General features: G+C 74.5%; 17 protein-coding genes. 7 read left to right on the top strand and 10 right to left on the bottom strand.

What is annotated here, in order from left to right:
* Positions 1–51: 51 nt before the first annotated feature.
* The 5 genes from ACIQVT_RS19985 to ACIQVT_RS19965 all read left to right on the top strand — a co-directional run bounded on the left by ACIQVT_RS19985 (position 52) and on the right by ACIQVT_RS19965 (position 6,585).
* The gene (locus ACIQVT_RS19985; RefSeq protein ID WP_403755091.1) at positions 52–882 is read left to right on the top strand and encodes a response regulator transcription factor; all 831 of its coding nucleotides are present in this window, start codon (positions 52–54) and stop codon (positions 880–882) included.
* Between the two features lie 151 nt (positions 883–1,033).
* Positions 1,034–3,877 (top strand): AAA family ATPase, encoded by a 2,844-nt coding sequence (locus tag ACIQVT_RS19980; RefSeq protein ID WP_403755088.1) that lies wholly within the window; start codon positions 1,034–1,036, stop codon positions 3,875–3,877.
* 236 nt (positions 3,878–4,113) lie between these two features.
* Positions 4,114–4,905 carry a S1 family peptidase gene (locus ACIQVT_RS19975; protein WP_403755085.1) on the top strand — a complete coding sequence of 264 codons (792 nt, stop codon included), beginning with the start codon at positions 4,114–4,116 and terminating at the stop codon, positions 4,903–4,905.
* Positions 4,906–5,084: 179 nt separating this feature from the next.
* The gene (locus ACIQVT_RS19970; RefSeq protein ID WP_403755082.1) at positions 5,085–6,227 is read left to right on the top strand and encodes a magnesium and cobalt transport protein CorA; all 1,143 of its coding nucleotides are present in this window, start codon (positions 5,085–5,087) and stop codon (positions 6,225–6,227) included.
* A 70-nt stretch (positions 6,228–6,297) separates the two neighbouring features.
* Positions 6,298–6,585, top strand: coding sequence for a hypothetical protein (locus ACIQVT_RS19965; protein WP_403755079.1), 288 nt, complete (start codon positions 6,298–6,300; stop codon positions 6,583–6,585).
* A gap of 28 nt (positions 6,586–6,613) precedes the next feature.
* Here the strand turns inward: ACIQVT_RS19965 and ACIQVT_RS19960 are convergent, their stop codons facing one another.
* Genes ACIQVT_RS19960 through ACIQVT_RS19940 form a run of 5 tightly spaced genes read right to left on the bottom strand, consistent with a single transcriptional unit; the run spans position 6,614 to position 14,746 of the window.
* On the bottom strand, positions 6,614–7,936 hold the full coding sequence (locus ACIQVT_RS19960; protein ID WP_403755076.1) for an ABC transporter substrate-binding protein: 1,323 nt from the start codon (positions 7,934–7,936) through the stop codon (positions 6,614–6,616).
* A complete protein-coding gene (locus tag ACIQVT_RS19955) occupies positions 7,933–9,009 on the bottom strand; it encodes a hypothetical protein (protein WP_403755073.1) in 1,077 nt (358 codons plus the stop codon). The genes ACIQVT_RS19960 and ACIQVT_RS19955 overlap by 4 nt, the downstream gene beginning before the upstream one ends.
* A complete protein-coding gene (locus tag ACIQVT_RS19950; protein ID WP_403755070.1) occupies positions 9,006–10,769 on the bottom strand; it encodes a VWA domain-containing protein in 1,764 nt (587 codons plus the stop codon). Before ACIQVT_RS19950 ends, ACIQVT_RS19955 begins: the two co-directional genes overlap by 4 nt.
* A 39-nt stretch (positions 10,770–10,808) precedes the next feature.
* The gene (locus ACIQVT_RS19945; protein WP_403755067.1) at positions 10,809–13,058 is read right to left on the bottom strand and encodes a tetratricopeptide repeat protein; all 2,250 of its coding nucleotides are present in this window, start codon (positions 13,056–13,058) and stop codon (positions 10,809–10,811) included.
* Positions 13,055–14,746, bottom strand: coding sequence for a trypsin-like peptidase domain-containing protein (locus tag ACIQVT_RS19940; RefSeq protein WP_403755064.1), 1,692 nt, complete (start codon positions 14,744–14,746; stop codon positions 13,055–13,057). The genes ACIQVT_RS19945 and ACIQVT_RS19940 overlap by 4 nt, the downstream gene beginning before the upstream one ends.
* A 216-nt stretch (positions 14,747–14,962) precedes the next feature.
* Between ACIQVT_RS19940 and ACIQVT_RS19935 the strand changes: the two genes are divergently transcribed.
* The gene (locus tag ACIQVT_RS19935; RefSeq protein WP_403755850.1) at positions 14,963–15,730 is read left to right on the top strand and encodes a polysaccharide deacetylase family protein; all 768 of its coding nucleotides are present in this window, start codon (positions 14,963–14,965) and stop codon (positions 15,728–15,730) included.
* 83 nt (positions 15,731–15,813) lie between these two features.
* Positions 15,814–16,254 carry an SRPBCC family protein gene (locus ACIQVT_RS19930; protein WP_403755061.1) on the top strand — a complete coding sequence of 147 codons (441 nt, stop codon included), beginning with the start codon at positions 15,814–15,816 and terminating at the stop codon, positions 16,252–16,254.
* A gap of 806 nt (positions 16,255–17,060) precedes the next feature.
* On the opposite strand, the gene ACIQVT_RS19925 is transcribed toward ACIQVT_RS19930, so the two are convergent.
* The 5 genes from ACIQVT_RS19925 to ACIQVT_RS19905 form a co-directional block, all read right to left on the bottom strand.
* Complete coding sequence (locus ACIQVT_RS19925; RefSeq protein WP_403755058.1) at positions 17,061–18,212, bottom strand: XdhC family protein; 1,152 nt, start codon at positions 18,210–18,212, stop codon at positions 17,061–17,063.
* A gap of 46 nt (positions 18,213–18,258) precedes the next feature.
* Positions 18,259–19,716, bottom strand: coding sequence for an NCS2 family permease (locus tag ACIQVT_RS19920; RefSeq protein ID WP_403755056.1), 1,458 nt, complete (start codon positions 19,714–19,716; stop codon positions 18,259–18,261).
* Positions 19,717–19,871: 155 nt separating this feature from the next.
* Positions 19,872–22,253: a xanthine dehydrogenase family protein molybdopterin-binding subunit gene (locus tag ACIQVT_RS19915; RefSeq protein WP_403755053.1), complete on the bottom strand. Its 2,382-nt coding sequence runs from the start codon at positions 22,251–22,253 to the stop codon at positions 19,872–19,874.
* Positions 22,254–22,255: 2 nt separating this feature from the next.
* Positions 22,256–22,846, bottom strand: coding sequence for a (2Fe-2S)-binding protein (locus ACIQVT_RS19910; RefSeq protein ID WP_403755050.1), 591 nt, complete (start codon positions 22,844–22,846; stop codon positions 22,256–22,258).
* A complete protein-coding gene (locus ACIQVT_RS19905) occupies positions 22,846–23,739 on the bottom strand; it encodes an FAD binding domain-containing protein (protein WP_403755047.1) in 894 nt (297 codons plus the stop codon). Before ACIQVT_RS19905 ends, ACIQVT_RS19910 begins: the two co-directional genes overlap by 1 nt.
* Between the last annotated feature and the right edge of the window lie 58 nt (positions 23,740–23,797).

Genomic DNA, 23,797 nt, shown 5'->3' with positions numbered 1-23,797 from the left:
AGGTCTCACTACCCCCGAACGGGGGTGAGGACTGCCGGAGGGACGGACAAGGTGACGGCGGACGCGACGGGCGGGGTCGAGATCGGGGGCGCGCTGGCCCGGCTGCGGCGCGCGACGGGGCTGCCGGTCGCCTTCGGCGGACTGATGGAGTCCGGCAGGCCGCGCATCCGCATCAGCGAGCTGAGCGGCACGACCACGGCCGCGCTGCACGCGCTCGCGGTGACCTCCGGCAGCGGGCTCGGCGGCCGGGCGGTGGCGCTGGCCCGGCCGTGCGCGGTGACGGACTATCCCAGCTCCCGGCAGATCAGCCACGAGTACGACGCGCCGGTGGCCGCCGAGGGCATCCGCTCGGTGCTGGCGGTGCCGGTCGTGGTCCGACGCCGGGTGCGCGGGGTGCTGTACGGGGCGCTGCGCGTCGCCGAGCCGCTCGGCGACCGCACGCTGGGCGCGGCGGTGGCGGCGGCGCGGGACGTGGAGCAGGCGCTGGTGGTGCGGGACGAGACCCGGGGACTGCTGGCCGCGGCCCGGCCGGCGGCGGCCCGCGCCGGCCGGGGCGCGGAGTGGGAGCAGGTGCGTGAGGCGCACGCCGCGCTGCGGGCCCTGGCGCCCCGGATCGGCGATCCGGGGCTGCGGGCCGAACTGCTCGCCGCGTGCGGACTGCTGACCGCGCCGTCACGAGCCGGTGGCGTGACCCTGGCGCCACGTGAGCTGGACGTGCTGTCCTGGGTGGCGGCCGGCGCCACCAACACGGCGGTGGCCGAACGGCTGGGTCTGCGTCCGGAGACGGTCAAGGCCTATCTGCGCTCGGCGATGCGGAAGCTGGGCGCCCACACACGAGGGGAGGCGGTGACCGCGGCCCGCGGGGCGGGACTGCTGCCGTAGCGCGTGACCGGGAGGAAACCTGCCATTCATGCGGTGGTGCTTTGAATTTCCCTCTGCTTGACCGTTTGTTATTTCCCTCACCACGGCTTCCGTCCGAATTTCCGGGATCGTTGCCTAGTATTTGGCCCGGACACGACACACGAGGGGAGCGGTGACCGTGCGACGGGACTTCAAGGAGCCTGCCAGGTGCCGCCCCGACCTGGTCATCGGCCGCGAGGAGCTGTTCGCGGGCGCCCGCGGGCAACTCGCCTCCGGGGGCAGTGTGCTGCTCCACGGGCCGGCCGGAATAGGGAAATCCACCGTGCTGCGGGCATTGGCCGAGGATTACGGGGCGACCGCCCGCAGGGTCCTGCGCTGCTCGGCGACGGAGTCAGAATCCCATCTTCCGTTCCTGGCCCTGGCCGACCTCCTCGGACTGGTCCTCGACGGGGTCGCCCCGCGGCTGCCGGCCGCCCAGCGCACCGCCCTGGAATCGGCCCTCACCGGCCGCGGCGAGTCCAGCCTCCAGCGCGACGGTCTCGCCCTGCGCCTGGCCGTGCTCTCCGCCCTGCGGGCCCTCGCCACCGACGGGCCGGTCCTCATCGTCGCCGACGACCTCCAGTGGCTGGACCCGGCCAGCGCCGAACTGCTCGGCTTCGCCGCCCGGCGCCTGGACGGCACCCCGGTGCAACTGCTCTGCGCGGTGCGCACGGAAGGCCGCAGCAGCCAGGAGTACGACCGCCACCTCCACGCGTGTCCGCCGGACACCCTCGCCGTCCGGCTGGGCGCGCTCTCCCGCGCCCAGGTCGCCCAACTGCTCGGCCACCGCGGCCACGGCGGACTGTCCCGCTCCACGGTCCGCGAGATCCACCGCACCAGCGGCGGCAACCCGCTGTTCGCCCTGGAGCTGGGCCGCGCCCTCGCCGAGAGCCCCACCCCGCCCCGCCCCGGCGAACCGCTGCCGGTACCGACCTCGCTGCGCGCCCTGGTCCTCAGCCGCCTGGACATGCTGTCGGTGGAGGCCCGCCGCACCCTGCTGGTGGCCAGCGCCGGCGCCCGGCCCACCCCGGCGCTGCTGCACGCGGCCGGCCGGCGCGACGCCGAGGCCGAGTGCGCCCAGGCCGCCGAACTCGGACTGCTCGCCACCGAGCCCGACGCACCGGCCGTACGGTTCGCGCACCCGCTGATATCCGCCGCGCTGTACGCGGAGACCCCCGCGCACGAGCGGCGGGCCGCGCACGCGGCCCTGTCCACCGCGGCCTCCGACCCCATCGAACGCGCCCGGCACCTCGCGCTCGCCACCACCGGCACCGACCCGGAGGTCGCCGCCCGGCTCGCCGAGGCCGCGGCCCTCGCCCGGGACCGCGGCGCGCCCTCGGTCGCCGCCCAGCTCGGGCTGCTCGCCGCCCGGCACACCCCCGCCGACGGCACACCGGGGCCGGAGGAGCGCCGGCTCCAGGCGGCCGAGGACTCGATCACCGCCGGCGACGTCGACCTGGCCCGGGACATCGCCCGCGAGGTACTGACCCGGGCGACCGTGCCCGCCGACCGGGTACGGGCCTGGATGATCGTCATCGACAGCGCCGGCCACACCATGGCCGAGGTCGACGCCGTCTTCCCCCAGGCCCTCTCCGACGCCGGCGACGACCCCCGGCTGCTGGCCCTCGTCCACTACCAGCTCGCCTGGCGGGCACTGATCGTCGAGGGCGACTTCACCGAGGCCCGGGAGGCCGCCGCGCACGCCGCGGGGCTGGCAGCGTCCGGCGGGGACCGCCGCACCGAACTGCTCTCCCTGGCCTTCCAGGCGCAGACGGAGACCCTGATGGGCCATCCGGAGGCACCCCGCACCATCAAACGGGCCCTGCGTGAGCCGCAGGACCCGCGGGTCGCCTGGCACCACAACGGCGCGGGCAGCGCCCGGTTCCGCTGGCTGGTCATGGGCGACCAGCTGGCCGAGGCCCGGACCACCGTCACCGCGCTGCTGCGCGAGGTCCGCCGGCGCGGCTCGGTGGAGAGCGAGGTGCACTTCCTGCGCGGCCTCGCCGAGACGGAACTGCGGGCCGGGCACTGCGGGCGCGCGCTGGACCTGGCCCGCGAGAGCCTGCGGCTCGCCCGGGACTCCGGCATCGGCGAGACCGCCTCCGCGATGCTGACCTCCCTCGCGGAGGCCTCCGGCGGCGACGTGGACCGGGCGCTGGCACTCGCCCGGGAGGCGGTGGAGCACGCCGAGGAGGACGGCGACCAGATGTACCTGTCCCGGGCGTTGGGCGCCCTCGGGTACGCCCAGCTGGTGGCCGGGGACGCGGCGGGCACCGTCCGGTCGCTGCGCCGGGTGCGCCGGCTGGAGCTGGCGCTGGGCATCACCGACCCGGCGCGGGGCCGCTGGCAGGGCGATCTCGCCGAAGCGCTCGTCCGCACGGGTGAGCCCGGTGAGGCGCAGGACGTCATCGACGTCAGCCGTGAGCACGCGCTGCGGCTCGGCCGGGAGAGCGTCCTCGCCGTCCTCGACCGGTCCGAGGCACTGGTGCGGGCCGCGCAGGGCGACCTGGAGGCCGCCCTCGCCCAGCTGACCTCCGCTCAGGACCGGCTCGGCAAGCTGGGCTACGGCCTGGAGGAGGCGCGCGCCGCGTTCGCGCTGGCCCGGCTGCGGGGCAGGCGCCCGGCGGAGGGGGCGCGCCGGACGGGGACGGCCGGCGCCTTCGACGAGGCCGCCCGGATGTTCCGGCGCTGCCGGGCGCTGCCCTGGTTGCGCCAGGTGGACGAGGCCCTCACCCCTCCCGAGCGGGACGCGGTGCCGGCCGTGCCGGAGGAGCTGCGCGCCCTGGACGTGCTGGCCGCGATGGAACGTCAGGTGGCCGCGCTCGTCATGGAGGGCGCCACCAACCGGGAGATCGCCGCGCGGCTGTTCATCAGTGTGAAGACGGTCGAGGCGACCCTCACCCGGGTCTACCGGAAGCTGGGCATCCGCTCGCGCGTCGACATCGTCCGATTGGCGGCGGGTCACCGCGCGAACTGAGCGGCGCCCTTGTTAACTGAACCGGACCGAGGGTTTTCCCTCACCCAACCCCCTAGGGGGTTCCCTCATTGGGAGCCGAGGGTTCCGGGTCCTAGCGTAAAGGGCGTGCCGCTCGCCCGGGCACATGGGGTCGGCCCCCTCCCCGAGTTCCCGACCGTGCTCGAGCAGGGGACCCCGCCCCCATGCACTCCCCACCCGCGCGACCCCCACCGGTGCAACCCCCACTGAGGAGACTCATGTTCGGGACCAGACGTGTGAGAAAGACCGCCGCGACCCTGGTGGCCACCGCCGCCGCCGCTGCCACCGCGCTGCTCGCCGCTCCCACGGCGAGCGCCGTGCCCCAGCCCGTCGTCGGCGGTACGACGACCACGACGACCGCGTACCCGTTCATGATGCAGATCACGGACGCGTCCCAGAACCAGTTCTGCGGCGGCACCCTGGTGGCGCCCAGGAAGGTCGTCACGGCCGCCCACTGCATGGTCGGGGAGACCACGGGCAGCGTCCGCGTCGTCGGCGGCCGGACGTACCTGAACGGCACCAACGGCACGGTCGGCAAGGTCAGCAAGATCTGGATCAACCCGGACTACACGGACGCCACCAACGGTGACGACGTGGCCGTGCTGACCCTGTCCGCGTCGATGCCGTACACCCCGGCGTCGTACGTCTCCTCGTCCCAGACGGGCGTCTACGCGGCCGGCACCACGGCCCGGATCCTCGGTTGGGGCACCACCTCGGAGAACGGCGGCTCCTCCAACCAGCTGCGGACCGCGACGGTACCGGTCGTGGCCGACTCCAGCTGCCGTTCCTCCTACGGTTCGGACTTCGTCCAGTCCGACATGGTCTGCGCCGGATACACATCCGGCGGCGTCGACACCTGCCAGGGCGACAGCGGCGGTCCCCTGCTCATCGGGGGCGTCCTGGCAGGTATCACTTCCTGGGGCGAGGGGTGCGCGGAGGCGGGCTACCCGGGTGTCTACACCCGGCTGGCCACCTTCTCGGACCTGGTGACCGCGCAGGTCAACTCGTGACCCGGAAGACTTCCCGGGCATCCCTCGGGTAACCGCCGGGGGGCGTTGCGGGCCACCACGAGCGGCCCGCAACGCCCCCTCTCCACCTCTTGCCCGCCGCCCGCGCCCGGCGCGCATATCCTGCTGGTAGCCGCGCCGGGCGAGCACGCCCGGCGGGGAGCACCACCGGGAGGCGGCCGATGCCCGAGCGATCCGACGGCAGGAACGGCGGCCGCAGGTCCGGCTGGCGCCGCGCCCCGGCCCCGCCCCCCGCCACCGGGCCGTCCACGCCCGCCCCCGCGCCGGCGGCCCCCGCCGGACCGGCGGAGGTCGTACGGGCCGCGCTCTACCGCGACGGCGTCCGCGTCTCCTCCCCCGCCACCCTCGCCGAGACCTACCACGAGCTGCGCGAACAGCCGAGGGGCATGGCGTGGATCGGCCTCGCCCGGCCCACCGGGAGCGAACTGCATTCCCTGGCCGTCGAGTTCGACCTCCACCCGTTGGCCATCGAGGACGCGATGGAGGCCCACCAGCGACCCAAGCTGGAGCGGTACGGCGACACGCTCTTCGTCGTCCTGCGGGCCGCCCGCTACCTCGACGCGCCCGAGGAGGTCGACTTCGGCGAACTGCACGTCTTCGTCGGCCCCGACTTCGTCATCACGGTCCGGCACGGGGACGCCCCCGACCTGTCCGCGGTCCGCCGCCGCATGGAGGACGCGCCCGAGCTGCTGGCGCTCGGCCCGGAGGCGGTGCTGTACGCGATCCTGGACGCGGTGGTCGACGGCTACGCGCCCGTCGTGGCCGGCGTCCAGAACGACATCGACGAGATCGAGACCGAGGTCTTCCGCGGCGACCCCGAGGTCTCCCGCCGCATCTACGAACTCTCCCGCGAGATGGTCGAGTTCCAACGCGCCACCCGCCCGCTCGTCGGCATGCTGCACGGCCTGATGGCCGGGTTCGCCAAGTACGAGACCGACGAGGAGCTCCAGCGCTACCTGAGGGACGTCGCCGACCACGTCACGCACACCAGCGAACGCGTCGACGGCTTCCGCCAGGCCCTCACCGACATCCTCACGGTCAACGCCACCCTGGTCACCCAGCAGCAGAACGCGGAGATGCGGGCCCTGGCGGAAGCGGGCTTCGAGCAGAACGAGGAGGTCAAGAAGATCTCCTCCTGGGCTGCGATCCTCTTCGCGCCGACCCTCGTCGGCACGATCTACGGCATGAACTTCGACCACATGCCGGAACTGCACTGGCTGTTCGGCTACCCCTTCGCGATCCTGCTGATGGCGGTGGTCTGCACGACCCTGTACGTCGTCTTCAAGCGGCGGGACTGGCTGTAGGCGACCGGGGGGACGACCGGCGCGGTGTTCTCGGCGGCGGGCCGCGCGGTCGGCGTGGGATCATCCGTGCATGAGCGGCGACCTGGAAGTGAGCGCTCTGGCGATCAACGTCACGATCCCGGAGGCGCTGCGCTGGACGGACACACGGCGCGGTGAGGTGTTCGTGCTGACCACACTCAACGTCCGCCTCCTCCCGGACGGTCACCTGGCCGTGAAGGCCTACGGCCGACCGGCCGCCGGCGGTCGCGGCGCCTACGTCTCGTTCCCCGTGCCCGACAGACCCGAACTGGCTGCCCTGGTCTCCGATGCCGCCGGGCGTGCCGGGGTGCTGTGGGCGGCCCATCGCGGTCTCGGCTGATCCCGGTCCGGATCAGTGGCGGACCGGGTCACCGTGTGCGGTCGCAGACCGAGGGGAGCCAGGTCAGGCCCGGGCTGTCGGTGAGGGTGTCCAGGGAGCGCAGCAGGGCCTCCAGGTGGCCGGGGTGGGCGACGTACTCGATGGCCGCCTCGGCGAACGCGTCGCGCACCGAGGGCGGCATCGCGTCGGAGGCGTCGAAGCAGTGCACCGCGTGGCCGTCGCGCAGGACGCGCGCCAGTGAACGGTGCCAGGCGGAGTCCGCCGAGCCCGCGGCGGGCTGTGCCCCGGCGCTGACGGTGAACGCGGACTCCGCGGCGCTCCAGGCGCGTTGGGCCTCGGGGGAGGCGAGGTAGCGGATCAGCCGCTCGGCCTGCGGGGTGGCGTGCAGCAGGGCGACCAGGTCCCCGGAGACCTCCCACGCGTCGCCGCCGGTGGCCCCGGGGATGTGGCGGGCGGAGGGGTCGTAGCGGCCGTCGGCGGCCACCCAGCGGTCCTCCTTGCGGATGAACGTCCCCTGGTGTTCGAGGGTGCAGCCGCGCGGGACGGTCGCGATCGGCTGGGACGCCCGGCCGTACAGCGTCTTCAGGACCCGCCGGACGAGGTCCCGGTCGCCGCCGGCGCCGATCAGCCCGCCCCAGGTCGTCCAGGCCCGCCGGACCGGTTTCGACCGCCACGACAGGTCGCCGCGGGCCCAGCGGGCGTAGAGGCGCGGGCCGGACTGCTGGAGCAGGATGTCCTCGATCCAGTCCGTGCCGGGCCAGCCGCTGGTGGCGCCGGAACCCATGCCGACACACCACTGCGCCGGCCGCTTCGCCGCCTCGGCGCGCTGCCGCGCGTCGACGCCCGCCGGGTACCAGACGAGGCTCTTCACGTCGGCCTTCAGCGGGAACCAGTACACGTGCCCGTCCGCGAGCGGCGTCGCCCAGGAGGGGCCGAAGTCGTCGCGCGCGACGAGGCCGTCCAGGGCGACGAGGTTCTTCTGCCGGGCGTACTCGGCGAGTTCGCCCGGACCGGTGAGCACCACCACGTCGGGCGGTGTCCCCGCCTCCACCTCGGCGCCCAGCACCTGGCTCTCGGCGGAGCTGCCCTGGTAGTCGACCCGGACGTGGTACTTGTGCTCGAACGGCGCGATCACGGCCTCGCGGAAGAGGCGCTCGTCCTTCCCGGTCCAGTTGGCCAGCAGCGTGACGGTGGGCTCCGCCCCGAGGGCGCGCACGCCCACGACGACGGCCGCCGCCAGGACGGCCAGGCAGGTCGCCACCAGGGCCAGCCTGCGGACGAGGCGGCGCGAGGGGCCGCCGCGTCGGCGCGTGGGGACGGCCGGTGCGGGGCCGCCGTGCCGCGCGTTCACCGGGGCCTGAACCGGTAGTCGTCGATGTGCCGCCGCAGTCCCGTCCCGGCGAGTGCCATGAGCAAGATGCCCCCTATCAGGATCCACACCGTGGCCGCCGCGCGGAAGCCGGTGTGCGCGAGGTACGAGGCGGTGTCCCGCTCCGCGTCGGTGATGTCCGGCCCGGTCAGCCGGCCGGCGAGGAGGGCGCGGGTGTCCGCCATCCCCTGGTGCGTCCACACGGTGAACAGCACGGTGACGGCCACCCCGCCGAGCAGCAGGGCGCCGGCCGCGAGGAGGTGACGGTTGTAGCGGCGCCGGAAGCGGTGCCGGAGGAAGAGCTGGGTCTCCACCAACGCGGCGGCGAGGGCTGCGGCCAGCAGCAGCGTCACCGTCCAGGACAGCCGCAGCAGCGGGCCGAACGACGTCTGCCGTCGCACGACGTGGAACTGCTGCCGCTGGAGGGCGGTGAGCCGGGCCCGTATCCCCGAGCCCGGCTCGGTCAGGATGTCGGTGGCGTAGCTGCGGTAGACGTCGCGCAGCACGTCCCCGTCCGGCTGGAGCTGCGACTGCTGCACCTTCACGGCGTACATGGTGATGAGCCCGGCGATCGTCTGGAGGGCCTGCTGGCCCGCGGCCCCGCCCACGTCCTCGCCGGCGGCCGCCGCGAGGCTCTGCGCGGCGACCGAGATCTGCTTCTGGAAGTCGCTGTTCGGCGCCGCCGATCCGGCGTCCCGCTCGGCCTGGGTCAGGGCGTACTGCGCCGTGTCGAGGCGCAGCAGGGCCGGGGCGCCGGCGGTGCGCAGCGGGTCGGCGTCACCGTGCACGCCCTGGTACGACAGGAACAGGGAGAGGGTGAGCAGCGCCGACAGGGCGAGCAGCAGACGGCGGCGGACCGTGAGGTCGCGCGCGGTGGTGCTGCCACCGTCCGGTGGGCGCCGGCCCGCGCCGAGGAGCCGGGCCAACGGGGCGCGGGGCACCCGGGTGGCCGTCCGGTGACCGGCCGGTTCCGCGCCCCGGCGCGGCGTCCGCGCTCCCCCGGGCGCACCGGCACCCGGGGCGGCGCCCGCCCTGGTGACCTCGCCGCTCCTCACGCCGGAGCCTCCCTCAGCCGCCGTCCGCAGTCGCCCCCGCAGTACACGGACTCGGCCGGCCCCAGCCAGCGGCAGCCCGGGCACTCCACCAGCCCGTCGGGGCGCACGGGCACACCGGACGCGCGGGGCGGGGAGGCGTGGGGGCCGCCCGGTGCGGGGGTGCCGGTGCTCGCCGGGGCGCCGCTCCCCGGTGGCGTGGGCGGGTCGGTCGCCGGGTGCTCGGGGGCGTCGGCGCCCGGGGGCGCGTGCCGGGCGTCGTCCGGCCGCCCTCGCGTCCCCGTGTCCGCCGCCGCCCCGCGGGCGGGCGGGTCGGAGTCGTCACCGGGCGTGCCGCTGAGGGATCCCGTGTGGCCGCCGGCCCCGGAAGCGCCGTCGTCCCCGGTCGGGCGGGCGGGCGGGGTGGTCAGGGCGCTGGAGAGGATCAGGTGTTGCCAGTCGACGTCCTTGAGGCCAGGGCGCACCCGGCCCGAGCCCGGCGCGGCCTCGATGCGCCGGAGCGCGTCGCGGAGTTGGGCGTCGCCCAGCTCCTCGGCGAGGGCGAGCGCCTGGGTGAGGGCGCGGTCGGCGGTGGCACTGCCGTCCGTGCCACGCAGCCAGGCACGGTAGGCGCGGGCGACGGCGGCGCCGGCCTGCTGGTACCGCTCGTGCCGGCGCACGCCGGGATACTGCCGGGAGGCGTCGCGCGGGTTGTCGGTCCAGTGCACCAGGACGGGCTGCGGCGGAGGCAGCCGCACCGGCCGGCCGAAGGCGGGCAGGACGACCTCCACCGCGGCGAGCTGGAGGTCCTCGCCGGTCTCGCGTCCGGTCGGGTCGGCGCCCAGTACGACCTGGAAGTGCCGTACCTCCTCGCCCCAGGCCCGGGTGACGTACTCCACGGCGCGCCCGCCGGACCCGGCCGGGACGGCCGGCAGGTCCTGCTCGACCGGCACGACCTGCTTGACCTGGCGGACCGCCGTGCCGGGGGTGGGAGTGAGCCGGATGCGGAGTTCGGGTACCGCGGTGCCGAGCAGGCCGGCCACCAGTTCCTCGTAGGCGGCGGTCAGTTCGGACTCGGCGCGGACGGCGCGGGCGCGGCCGTGCAGCCGCCGGGTGATGCGCAGCAGCAGTTCGGCGTCCCAGTCGTCGCCGATGCCCCATGCGTCACAGACGAACCGGCCCTCGCAGGCGTCGAGCGCGGTGTCCAGGGCCATGGCGGCGCGGTGGTCGTGCTCGTTGCGCCCGTCGGTGAGGAGCAGGACGTGCTTGACGGGCGCGGGGTGGTCCTTGAGCAGCCGCCGGGCGAGGTCGAGCCAGGTGCCCAGGGCGGTGCCGCCGTCGGCGTCCAGGATGCGCACGGCGCGTTCGGCGGCCTCCCGCTCGGCGGGCCCGGCGACGGCGAGCACGGGGCGGCCGGGCCCGGGGTGGACGAGGGTGGCGTCGAACCGCCCGGAGAGCACGGCGAAGGCGGTGCCGTCGGGCAGCATCCGGACGGCCGCCGCGGTGGCGTCCTTCGCGGCGCGCAGTTTCGCGGCGGGGTGGAGCATGGAGCGGGAGGTGTCGACGATCAGCACCTCGGCGAGGGCGGGCCCGGTGCCGGGCGCGGGCGCGCCGGTGCGGCGCGGGCCGGTCCCGCCGGTGACCCCGATCTCCAGGATGGCGTGCATCTCCTGCTCGGGACGGCGCCCGGACGCGTCGGGCACGGCGGGCAGTTCCTTGTGCTGGCCGACCGCGAGCGTCACCTCGGTGCCGTCGGGGTCGTCGGGCTTCTCGGTCTCGGTCATCGCTGCCTCCTCCCGGGGGTGCGCGTGGGTGCGAGTGGGTCAGAAGGTGGTCATCGGCCGCACCGCGTGGGCCAGGTCGAGCAGCCGGCCGTGCTCGCCGGCGGTGCGGGCCTGCGCGGCGAGCTGGCGGAAGGACTGTTCCAGCAGGGTGCGCAGGCTGTCCTCGTCGCCGGGTCCCAGGAGTTCACCGGCGGGGAACTCCGGGCCCCAGCCGGGTGCCGGGCGGCTGTGCAAGGTGTTCTCGCGGACCTCGGCGAGCAGCCGGGCCCGGGACTCGCCGGCCGCGGCCCCGCCGTCGAGGCGGAGCCGGGGCAGCCGCCGGGCGGCGTCCCGCAGGCCGGCGGGGGTGGGCGGGGTGCCGTGCAGGACGCCGGCGCGGACGCGTACGGCCGCGATGCGGGCGGCGTCGTGGTGGCGGGAGGTGGCGGGGACCTCGTCGAGGACGCGGACGGCGGCGTCCCGGTCGCCGCCGGCGAGGTGGCCGCGGGCCAGGCCGAAGGCGGCGGCGGTGTGCGCGGAGTCCCGTTTCCAGACGGCCTCGTAGAACCGCATGGCCCGCGCCGGGCCCGGGCCGCCGGTGTGCTCGGCGCAGTAGCCGAGGGCGAGCTTGGGCACGTACTCGCCGGGCAGCGCGCGGTGGACGGCGTCGAACCGGGCACCGGCCAGGGCGACCTCGCCCCTGCTGAGGTGGAGGACGCCCCGGTGCCAGGCGATGCGCCAGTCGTGGGCGGCGGCGCGGTCGCCGAGCTGTGTCTCGGCCTCGGAGAGCCAGCTCTCCGCCGCGCGCTGTTCGCCCTTCCTGAGGTAGGCGCGGCACAGCCACAGCGCGGTCTCGGGGGTGCCGAGGCGGGATTCGCGGGGCCACTGCCGGGCGACCCGGTCGGGGGCGTCGGGCGGGAAGGTGTCGAGCAGCAGGGCGGCCCCGTCGTCGGGGTCCGGGATCGGTTCGGGCAGGGCGCCGGCGACCTCGGCGGCGGGGGGCGGGGAGGTGTCGAGAGCGGCGGGCCGCTCCCCCGGGCGGTCGGTCCAGTGGCCGAGGGCGGGGATGGCGCCGAGCCCCGCGTCGAGGCTGGCGCCGGTGGCCCGGAACCGGGTGGAGCTCTCCGGGAGTTGCTCGCCGAACTGGAGCGAGCGGTACTCGCGCAGCACCTCCCACAGCTGCCGGGACATCTCGGCCGCCGAGCGGAACCGGGCCCGGGGTTCGGCGTGGGTGGCGCGGTCGACGAGCCGGCGGAAGGACTCGGAGGCGAGCCCGCGGGCGGGTTCGGTGGCGCGGGCGAGGGCCTGGAGGGTCATGCCGACGGTGTAGAGGTCGCTGTCGACGTGCCAGCCCCGGCGGTCGATCTCCTCCTGGGGCGGGGCGAAGCCGGCGGTGTGGACGTAGGCGGAGGTGCGGTCGTCGATGGCGCGGACCGCGCCGAGGTCGACGACCTTGACCGCCCGGCCGAAGTGGATGACGTTGGCGGGCTTCATGTCGCAGTGGAGCAGGCCGCGTTCGTGCATGTACTGGAGGGCGCCGAGAATCCTGCACCCGTAGGTGAGGACGTGGTCGAGGCGGGGGCGGCCGTGGAAGATCCGTTCGGCGTCGTCGGCGTCGAAGAGCTGCTGGAGGGAGCGGCCGCCGATGTAGTCCATGACCAGGTAGCCGCTGGGCGGGTGGCCGGGACTCCGGTGCTGGGCGTAGGTGATGATGCGGACGATGTCGGGGTGGTGGAGCGCGGTGAGCGAGCGGCGTTCCTCCACGGCGGCGTGCCGGGCGAGGTCGTCGCGCACGTTGATCTGGCCCTTGAGGACGACGCGGTGCCCGTCGGCGTCCGTGTCCTCGGCGAGGTATATCCAGCCGAGGCCGCCGTGGGCCAGGCAGCCGAGGACCCGGTAGTGGCCGGCGACGACGTCGCCCGGGGCGAGCTGGGGCAGGAAGGAGTACGGGGTGCCGCAGCGCGGGCAGCGGCCGGTGGCGCGGGCGGGCTGGCCGCCGTAGCCGACGCCGACGGTCATGGTGCAGCCCTCGGCGCCGCAGCGGCGGCCTCCGGTGGGCGGGCGGGGGTCCTTGACGAGCACGTCGTCGGGGACGGGCACCTCGGGCAGGACGACGAGTCCGTGCTGGTCGAGGCCGCCGATCCCGGCGACGGCGTGCACGGCCGCCGGGCCGGCCGTGTCCTCGGCGGTGGTGACGGGGGGCTGCTCCGGTGGCGCGGTGCGCGGCTCGGCGTGGCGGTGGCCGCACGTGCCGCAGTAGCCCGTGGCGGTGATGCGGCCCGCGCAGCCGGGCCGCAGGCACGAGGTCATGACGCGCCCTCCTCCTCGGGTGCGGGGGCGGAGCAGAAGCCGACGAACGCCTCGACGGCGCCCTCGGCCCGTTCGATGTCGCAAGGGGTCTGCCGCAGCAGCGACAGGGCGTGCTCGTAGAGCCGGTAGGCCTCCACGACCCGGTCGCCGTGGGCGGTGGCCCGTTGCCGGCACAGCGGCCATTCGGCGCCGACCCGGCCGAGGAGCTCCTCGCGGCGGCGCAGCCGGGCGTCGAGCATGGCGACGGCCTGTTCCAGGCGTCGCCGGCGGCGTCCGACGGCGTCCTCGAAGGTGAACAGCAGGTCGGCGCGGCCGGGTTCGCGCTCGTGTTCCGGGGTGTGGGCGACCCAGGCGCGCAGCATGCGGGTGCGCCGTACGCCGGACTGGGCCCGGTCGAGCAGGGGCCGGGTGCCGGGGGCGGGCAGCACGCGGTCCTGGCCGATGTCGAGCGCGGGCCCCAGTTCGTCGGTGATGCGGCGCAGTTCGGCGTGCAGGCGCGCCCAGCGTTCGCGCAGCGGGTGGTGGACGAGGAGGTCGGCGGCTTGGCCGGCGCGGTCGCCCGGGCCGCGGAACACCAGCAGCAGCCGGGCCCCTTGCCGGGCGAGCCGGTCCAACAGGGCGAGCAGGGAGTCGGGTTCGGCGGCCAGGTCGACGCCGACGAGGACGGCGGCGAGCGGGAGGCGCAGGGTGCCGAGCCGTTCGGGCCGGGGGTCGTCGCGGATGCCGAGGCGTTCGGCGATGCGGTCCATGACCTGGGCGGTGGTGAGTCCGGTGACGTCCAGAGCGAGGTCGTGGGCGCCGGCCGGGGGCACGGTCTCGGGCGGGTCGTGGCTGACGGCGCTGGTGTTGCGCTGGGTGCGCAGTTCCCGGTCGGCGAGGGTGACGGCGCGCCGCAGGGTCCAGGCGCGGTCGCCCGCGGCGGGGACGACGGTGACGAGCACCGGCCAGCCGACGCCGCGGAACCATGCGGTGAGCTGGGTGGCGAACGGCAGGTCGAGCCGGCCGGCGGTGGCGCCGGCGGTGCCGCGCAGCCGCGGGTCGACGGCTTCGGCGCCGTCGGTCCAGGCGGCGACCTGCGGGAGGTGGCTGAGGATGGTCTCGGTCGGGCTCATGTAGCTGAAGGCGTAGCCCGGCCCCTCGTCCACGCTGAGGACAACGCCGATGACCTGGTCGGTGGCGTGGTCGACGACTCCGCCGCCGCTGAAGCCGGGGGCGGCGAGTTCGCCGGGGGTGAGCGGGCGCAGCTGCACCTGGCTGTCCCGGCCGCGGGCGGCGACCAGGGTGGCGCCGTGCCAGCGTCCGCCGTCGTCGCCGTCGGGGAAGCCGTACATGCTGACGGGTCCGTGCGGTGCGGCGAGCCGGTAGAGCCGGGTGGCGTGTTCGGCGGGCAGCGGTGCGGCCAGGCGCAGCAGGGCGAGGTCGCCGCTGCGGTCGCCGAAGGCGTCGTGGCGCTGGGGCACGTGCTCGTCCGCGCGGACGGTGGCGGCGACCGCGGCGAGGCCGGGTACGCCGACGAGGCGGACGGTGTAGCGGGGGCCGGGGTCGACGACGTGACCGGCGGTCAGCACCCGGTCGGGCGCGAGGAGTACGCCCGCGCCGAGGACCCGGCCGTCCGGCGCCTCGATGCGCGCGATCCAGGACGGTGTCCGTAAGCGCGATGTGACGACTCGCTCCCCCGTGCGCGTCATGCCCACGAGGTTACTCCGCGTACCCGCCCGGTACCACTGGTGTGCGCGGGGTCGTTGCACCGGTGCGGGGTCCATGGCCGGGGTGCGGTGGTGACGGCCGGACCGGTGTGTTCCGCGCCCGGATATTCGTACAGGTGCGCTATACACGCAGTGTATAGTCCGCGCATGCCTCTTTCGACCGACACGATCTCCACGCCCGACCCCGCGACCAGGAAGATGCGCGTGGCGGGCCGGAGGTTCCGTCTTTCCGCCCTCGCGTCCGCCGCCGCCTGCCTGGCCCTCACCCTGTCCGGCTGCGCCCAGGTCGACACGACCGCGCCGAGCACCGCCCGCGCCGCGGCCGCGCAGGGGGCGCCGGCCCGGTTCGGCACCGTGGACTGCCGCCGGGCCAAGTGCATCGCGCTCACCTTCGACGCGGGGCCCAGCGAGAACTCCGCCCGCCTGCTGGACATCCTCAAGGAGAAGAAGGTCCCCGCCACCTTCTTCCTGCTCGGCAAGCGGCACATCGAGAAGTACCCGCAGCTGGTCCGGCGGATGGCGGCCGAGGGCCACGAGGTGGCGAGCCACACCTGGGACCACAAGATCCTGACCCGCATATCCGACGCGCAGATACGCGAGGAGCTCAAGCGGCCCGACGACGCCATCGAGCGGCTCACCGGGCACAAGCCGACGCTGATGCGGCCGCCGCAGGGCCGCACCGACGCCGACGTGCACGCCATCACCAAGGAGATGGGGCTGGCGGAGGTGCTGTGGAGCGTGACCGCCAAGGACTACACCACCACCGACTCCGCGCTCATCACCAAGCGCGTCCTCGACCAGGCGTCCCGGGACGGCATCATCCTGCTGCACGACATCTACCAGGGCACCGTGCCGGCCGTACCCGGCATCATCGACGCGCTCAAGGCCCGCGGCTACGTCTTCGTGACCGTCCCCCAGCTGCTGGCACCCGGCCGGGCCGAGCCCGGCAAGGTCTACCGCCCCTGAGCCCGCCGGCCGGCCGTTGCTCCGGACAGGTGACCCGCGCGTGAACACGCAGGTGGACGCCGCCGGTTGCCTACGATCGTGCCGTGCCCTTCTTCTCTTTCGAACGCACCGTGCCGCTCCCGCTCGAGGAGACGTGGCGCCGGCTCACGCAATGGCCCCGCCACGCCGACGCGGTCCCGCTGACCCGGATCAGGGTGCTCACGCCCCCGCCGACCCGCGAGGGCACGCGCTTCGCGGCCCGCTCCGGCGTCGGCCCGCTCGCCTTCGACGACGTGATGGAGGTGACGGTCTGGCGGCCGCCCGCCGCCGACGAGGGCGGCCTGTGCCGGCTGGAGAAGCGCGGCCGGGTGGTCCTCGGCTGGGCGGAGATCGAGGTGCGTCCGGGGCCCGGTGGGCGCAGCCGGGTGGTCTGGCGCGAGGAGCTGTGGGTGCGTTTCCTGCCCCGCGCGTGCGACGGCGTCCTCGGTGCGGTGTCCCGCCGCATGTTCGGCAGGGCCGCCAACCGGCTCCTCCGGCAACCGTGACCCCACGCACGCGCCCCCGGACCGCCGCCGGGCGCGAACCGGCGGGTGCCGCCGGGGCGTTGCGGCCCCCCGCCACGGCGGTCACCGGCGGACCGACCACGACCACCGACCGCCCGGCGGGGAACGGCGGTGACAGGCGGCCGCGGCGACTCCCGGGCGTCGGCCCGGCCGGACGGTGGTTGCCGCACGGCGGCTCAGGCGATCGCTGCGATACGACGAGCCTTGCCGCGTGTTGCCTCACGGGTGCGGAACCCGATGCGGTCGGCGCGGCCGCGTGGTGGCTTTCAGGCATCCGACTCGACGCCACCGGGCCGGCGCGCGATGGCTCAGGCCGACGATCCGACACGGTCGGCACCCGCCCTGCGATGGCGCCCCGACGCGGCCCCCGGTCCGACCGGTCTGCCGCAGGACGGCTTCCGGGCGCCGGTCCCGACGCGGCCGAACCCTGCCGCGCGACCGGCCCCGGACCGGCATCCCACGGGACCGGCCCGGCTGCCGCGGTGGCTCTGGGCTGTCGGACCCCCTTGCCGACCGGCCCACCGCACGGTGACGCCCGGATGCCCGACCCGACCCCGCCGGGCTGCCGCGCACCCGACTCGGGCGGGCGTTCGAGGCGCCCGACACACCGTGCGGTGACTCGCAGGCGCCGAACCCGACGCGACCGGCCTTGCCGCGTGATGACTCACGGGTACGGAACCCGATGCGGCTCCGCTGTGACCTTTGGGCCCGAGGGGGCGAACTCTGCCGGGCGGCAAGTTCCGGACGGGCGCCCGGCTGCCGATGCCGCCGGGTTGGCGCGTGGTGGCTCAGGCCACTGATTCGATGTGGCCCGGTCGGCGTGTCGTGCCGTCGTGGTGGATCGGGGTGTGTGCGCCGGTCAGGGAGACTCCGCTGCCGCCGCGCCGTTCGGCGACGATCTCCGCCGCGATGGACAGGGCCGTCTCCTCCGGTGTCCGCGCGCCGAGGTCGAGCCCGATCGGGGAGCGCAGGCGGGACAGTTCCAGCTCGGTGACGCCGACCTCGCGCAGCCGCGCGTTGCGGTCCAGGTGGGTGCGGCGGGAGCCCATCGCGCCGACGTAGGCGACCGGCAGCCGCAGCGCCAGCCGCAGCAGGGGGACGTCGAACTTGGCGTCGTGGGTCAGGACGCACAGGACGGTGCGGCCGTCGACGTCGGTGCGTTCGAGGTACCGGTGGGGCCACTCCACGACGATGTCGTCGGCGTCCGGGAAGCGGGACGCGGTGGCGAACACCGGGCGGGCGTCGCACACCGTGACGTGGTAGCCCAGGAACTTGCCCACGCGGACCAGCGCCGACGCGAAGTCGATCGCGCCGAAGACGATCATCCGGGGGGCGGGTACCGAGGACTCCACGAGGACCGTGAGCGGGGAACCGCAGCGCGAGCCCCGCTCGCCGATCTCCAGGGTGCCGGTGCGGCCCGCGTCCAGGAGGGCGTGGGCCTCGGCGGCGACCGTGCGGTCGAGTTCGGGGTGGCCGCCGAACCCTCCGTCGTACGACCCGTCGGGCCGCACCAGGAGGGCTCGGCCCCGCAGTTCGGCGGGCCCCTCGGCGATCCGCGCGACGGCCGCCGCCTCCCCGCGCGCGGCGGCGGCCAGCGCGGCGGCGGCCACCGGCCGGGCCGGTGAGTCCGCCCGGACCGGGGTGACGAGGATGTCGATGACCCCGCCGCAGGTCAGGCCGACGGCGAAGGCGTCCTCGTCGCTGTAGCCGAAGCGTTCCAGGACGGTCCGCCCGCCCGCGAGGGCCTGCCGGCACAGCTCGTACACGGCCCCCTCCACGCACCCGCCGGAGACCGATCCGACGGCCGTGCCGTCGGCGTCCACCGCGAGGGCGGCGCCGGACCGCCGCGGGGCGCTGCCGCCCACGGCGACGACGGTGGCGACGGCGAAGTCACGGCCCTGCTCGACCCACCGGTTCAGTTCCTCGGCGATGTCCAGCATGTCTCGGTCTCCTCACGGGGTTGCGGGCGGGTGCGGGGGCGGACGGCTAGTGGACGCCCAGCCAGCTCTCCAGGGGGTGGAGGGCGAAGTAGACCAGGAAGACGACGGTCAAACCCCACATGAAGGCGCCGATCTCCCGGGCCTTGCCCTGGGCGGTCTTGATGGCCACGTACGAGATCACGCCCGCGGCGACGCCGGTGGTGATGGTGTAGGTGAACGGCATCAGGACCACGGTCAGGAAGACCGGGACGGCGGTGGCGCGGTCCGCCCAGTCCACGTGCCGGGCGTTCATCAGCATCATCGCGCCGATGACGACGAGCGCGGCGGAGGCGACCTCCTGCGGGACGATCGCGGTGACCGGCGTGAAGAACAGGCAGGCCGCGAAGAACAGACCGGTGACGACGGAGGCCAGGCCGGTGCGGGCCCCCTCGCCGACGCCGGTCGCGGACTCGATGAACACGGTCTGGCCGGAGCCGCCCGCGACACCGCCGATCGCGCCGCCGGCACCGTCGATGAACAGCGCCTTGGACAGGCCCGGCATGCGCCCCTTGGCGTCGGCCAGGCCGGCCTCCGTGCCGACGCCGATGATGGTGGCCATCGCGTCGAAGAACCCGGCGAGCACCAGGGTGAAGACGATCACGCCGACCGTCATCGCCCCGACCTTGCCCCAGCCGCCGAACTCGACGTGCCCGAAGAGCGAGAAGTCGGGCATCGAGACCGCGCTGCCGGGCAGTTCGGGGGCGCCGTTGGCCCACTGGCCGGGGGCGACGACGTCGAGGCCGTTGAGGACCGCGGCGACGACCGTGCCGGTGACGAGCCCGATGAGGATCGCCCCGGGGACGTTCCTGGCCTGGAGCATGAAGATCAGCAGCAGGGTGCCGGCGAAGAGCAGGACCGGCCAGCCGGCGAGTTCACCGGCCGGGCCGAGGGCGAGCGGGGTGGCCTTGCCCTGGTGGACGAAGCCGGACTTGTAGAAGCCGATGAGGGCGATGAACAGGCCGATGCCCATCGTGATGCCGTGCTTCAGCGCGAGCGGGATCGCGTTCATGATCATCTCGCGGAGGCCGGTGACGACCAGCAGCATGATGACGACGCCGTACATCACGCACATGCCCATGGCCTGCGGCCAGGTCATCGCGGGGGCGACCTGGGAGGAAAGGACGCCGGAGACGGACAGGCCGGCGGCGAGGGCGAGCGGCACCTTGCCGACGAAGCCCATGAGGAGCGTGGTGAAGGCCGCCGCGAACGCCGTCGCGGTGATCAGCGCCTTCTGGCCGAGCGTGTCCCCCGCCGCGTCCTTGCCGGACAGGATCAGGGGGTTGAGGAGGAGGATGTACGCCATCGCCATGAAGGTGGTGATGCCGCCGCGGACCTCTCGCGAGAGAGTGGATCCTCGTCTGGATATGTGGAAGTACCGGTCGAGCCAGGACCGACCTGCCGGGACGCGGCTGCCATCGCCCGCGTCTTCGGCTGCGGTCCTCGGCTCCACTGACTGCTGGGTCATGGGCCAACTCCCAAGGTTCACAGGGGCACCCGTGCGACGCCTTGCCGGACACGGGATTTGGGATTGGACGACCCGGGGGACGGCCCGAGACGAACAGTGGGGGCCTGGGGGGACGGGGGTCCCGCCAGGAGATCACCGGTGGGGACCCGGGAGGGTCACGTTCCCGTCAGATGCTCGGGCCGTACCGGAGTGCGGTTCAGCTCCAGCCCGGTCGCGTTCCGGATCGCCGCGAGGACGGCCGGCGTGGACGACAGGGTCGGGGCCTCGCCGATACCGCGCAGCCCGTACGGGGCGTGGTCGTCGGCGAGTTCGAGCACGTCGACCGGGATGGTCGGCGTGTCGAGGATCGTGGGGATGAGGTAGTCCGTGAAGGAGGGGTTCCTGACCTTCGCCGTCTTCGGGTCGACGATGATCTCCTCCATCACCGCGACGCCCAGGCCCTGGGTGGTGCCGCCCTGGATCTGGCCGATGACGGAGAGCGGGTTGAGCGCCTTGCCGACGTCCTGGGCGCAGGCCAGTTCGATCACCTTGACCAGGCCCAGCTCGGTGTCGACCTCCACGACCGCGCGGTGCGCGGCGAAGGAGTACTGGACGTGTCCGTTGCCCTGCCCGGTGCGCAGGTCGAAGGCCTCGGTCGGCCGGTGCCGCCACTCCGCCTCGACCTCCACGGCCTCGTCCTTCAGGACGTCGGCCAGGTCGCCGAGGACCTCGCCGCCGTCGGTGACGACCTTGCCGCTCTCCAGGAGGAGTTCGGCCGTGGCCCAGGCCGGGTGGTAGGAGCCGAACCGGCGGCGCCCGATCTCCAGGACCTTCTCGCGGACGAGCTCGCAGGCGTTCTTCACGGCGCCGCCGGTGACGTAGGTCTGCCGGGAGGCCGAGGTGGAGCCCGCCGAGCCGACCTGGGTGTCCGCCGGGTGGATGGTCACCTGGGTGACGCCGAGTTCGGTGCGGGCGATCTGCGCGTGGACGGTGACACCGCCCTGGCCGACCTCCGCCATCGCGGTGTGCACGGTGACGACGGGCACGCCGCCCACCACCTCCATGCGGACCTTGGCGGTGGAGTAGTCGTCGAAGCCCTCGGAGAAGCCGACGTTCTTGATGCCGACCGCGTAGCCGATCCCGCGGACGACGCCCTCTCCGTGCGTGGTGTTGGACAGGCCGCCGGGCAGCTGCCGTACGTCGGCGCCCTCGCTGGACTCCCACTGGCGCTCCGGCGGCAGCGGCATCGCCTTGACCCGGCGCAGCAGTTCGGCGACGGGGGCGGGCGAGTCGACGGGCTGGCCCGTCGGCATGAGCGTGCCCTGCTCCATGGCGTTCAGCTGCCGGAACTCCACCGGGTCCATGCCCAGTTCCTTCGCCAGCTTGTCCATCTGCGCCTCGTAGGCGAAGCACGCCTGGACCGCGCCGAAGCCGCGCATGGCACCGCAGGGCGGGTTGTTGGTGTAGAGGGCGATGGCCTCGATGTCGACGTCCTCCACGACGTACGGCCCGACGCTCAGCGAGGAGGCGTTGCCGACGACCGCCGGGGAGGCGGAGGCGTAGGCGCCGCCGTCCAGGACGATCCGGCACTTGAGGTGGGTGAGCTTGCCGTCGCGGGTGGCGCCGTGCTCGTAGTACAGCTTGGCCGGGTGGCGGTGGACGTGCCCGAAGAAGGACTCGAACCGGTTGTAGACGATCTTCACCGGCTTGCCGGTGCGCAGCGCGAGCAGGCAGGCGTGGATCTGCATCGACAGATCCTCCCGGCCGCCGAACGCGCCGCCGACGCCGGCCAGCGTCATCCGCACCTTGTCCTCGGGCAGGCCGAGGACGGGGGCGATCTGGCGCAGGTCGGAGTGGAGCCACTGGGTGGCGATGTAGAGGTGGACGCCGCCGTCCTCCTCGGGGACGGCGAGGCCGGACTCGGGGCCGAGGAAGGCCTGGTCCTGCATGCCGAAGGTGTACTCGCCCCGGACGACGACGTCGGCCCGCGCGGCGGCCGCGGCCGCGTCGCCGCGGACGATCGGCTGGCGGTGGACGATGTTGGGGTGGGGGACGTGGCCGATGTGGTGGTCGTCGCGGTTCTCGTGGACGAGGATCGCGTCCGGTGCGGTGGCGGAGGCCTCGTCGGTGATGACGGGCAGCTCCTTGTAGTCCACCTTGATCTTGGCGGCGGCGCGGCGGGCCGTCTCCGGGTGGTCGGCGGCGACGATCGCGACCGGCTCGCCGTGGTGGCGTACCTTGCCGTGCGCGAGGACCGGGGTGTCCTGGATCTCCAGGCCGTAGTTCCGCACCTCGGTGGGCAGGTCGTCGTAGGTCAGGACGGCGTACACGCCGGGCAGCGCGAGGGCCTCGGAGGTGTCGATCGACACGATCTCGGCGTGCGCGACGGTGGAGCGCAGGATCTGGCCCCACAGCATGTCCTCGTGCCACATGTCGGAGGAGTACGCGAACTCGCCGGTGACCTTGAGGGTGCCGTCCGGGCGGAGCGTGGACTCGCCGATGCCGCCCCTGGTCGGGGTGGCCTGCGTGATCTTCGTGGGTGCGCCGTTGGCCGGCATGCTCAGACCCCCTCGGACTGGCGGGCGGCCGCGAGGCGGACCGCGTCCATGATCTTCTCGTAGCCCGTGCAGCGGCACAGGTTGCCCGACAGGGCCTCGCGGATGTCGGCGTCGGACGGGTTCGGGTTGCGCTCCAGCAGTTCGTCGGAGGCGACCAGCAGGCCGGGGGTGCAGAAGCCGCACTGCACGGCGCCGGCGTCGATGAACGCCTGCTGGACCGGGGAGAGCTCGCTGTCCTCGCCGGCGTGCGGACCGGTGCCCTTGGCCTGCCACTGCCGGGCCTCGTCGAGCGAGGTCGTCGCCGTGCCGCAGGCGCCGGTGGCGCAGCCGCCCTCGGCGCGCCGGGCGGCGTAGTCGGCCAGGCCCTCGACGGTCACGACCTCGCGGCCCTCGGCCTGGCCGGCGGCGACCAGGCAGGAGCAGACCGGCACGCCGTCCAGCCGAACGGTGCAGGACCCGCACTCGCCCTGCTCACAGGCGTTCTTCGAGCCCGGCAGGCCGAGGCGTTCCCGCAGCACGTACAGCAGGGACTCGCCCTCCCAGACGTCGTCGGCCTCCTGCGGGCGTCCGTTGACGGTGAAGTTGACGCGCATTACGCAGCTCCCTCGGATGCGCGGCGGGCGCCGCGGTAGGACTCCCAGGTCCAGGTGAGCGTCCGGCGGGCCATGACGCCGACCGCGTGCCGGCGGTAGCTCGCGGTGCCCCGGACGTCGTCGATCGGGTTGCAGGCGCCGGAGCACAGCTCGGCGAACCGCTTGGCGACCGACGGAGTGATGACCTTCCCGTTGTCCCAGAAGCCGCCCTCCTCCAGGGCCGCGTTCAGGAACTCCTCGGCGGTCCTGGCCCGCACCGGGGTGGGGGCGGCGGAACCGATGCCGGTGCGCACCGTCCGGGTCCGGGGGTGCAGGGCGAGACCGAAGGCGCACACGGCGATGACCATGGCATTGCGGGTACCCACCTTGGAGTACTGCTGCGGTCCGTCCGCCTTCGCCACGTGCACGGCGCGGATCAGCTCGTCGGGCTGGAGCGCGTTGCGCTTGACGCCCGTGTAGAACGCGTCGATCGGGATGAGCCGGGTGCCGCGGGCGGCCGACTCCACCTCGACCTCGGCGCCGGCCGCGAGGAGCGCGGGGTGGGCGTCGCCGGCGGGCGACGCGGTGCCGAGGTTGCCGCCGACGCCGCCGCGGTTGCGGATCTGCGGGGAGGCCACGGTGTGCGAGGCGAGCGCCAGGCCCGGCAGCTCGGCCCGCAGGTCCTCCATGATCCTGGTGTACGGGACGGAGGCACCCAGCCGTACGGTGTCCTCGCCCACCTCCCACTCGAAGAGGTCGCCGACACGGTTGAGGTCGAGGAGGTATTCGGGCCGGCGGTGGTCGAAGTTGATCTCGACCATCACATCGGTGCCACCCGCAATCGGCACAGCGGTGGGGTGCTCGGCCTTCGCGGCGAGCGCCTCCTCCCAGCTGGCGGGGCGAAGGAAGTCCATGACCGGCTCTCTTCTTCGTCTCGTGAGTCGTACACATTGAGCCAATCCGTGTGCGGCG

The organism is Streptomyces sp. NPDC100445, from assembly GCF_044759735.1.
Taxonomy (GTDB): domain Bacteria; phylum Actinomycetota; class Actinomycetes; order Streptomycetales; family Streptomycetaceae; genus Streptomyces.
This window is presented reverse-complemented; position numbering and strand designations above follow the sequence as displayed.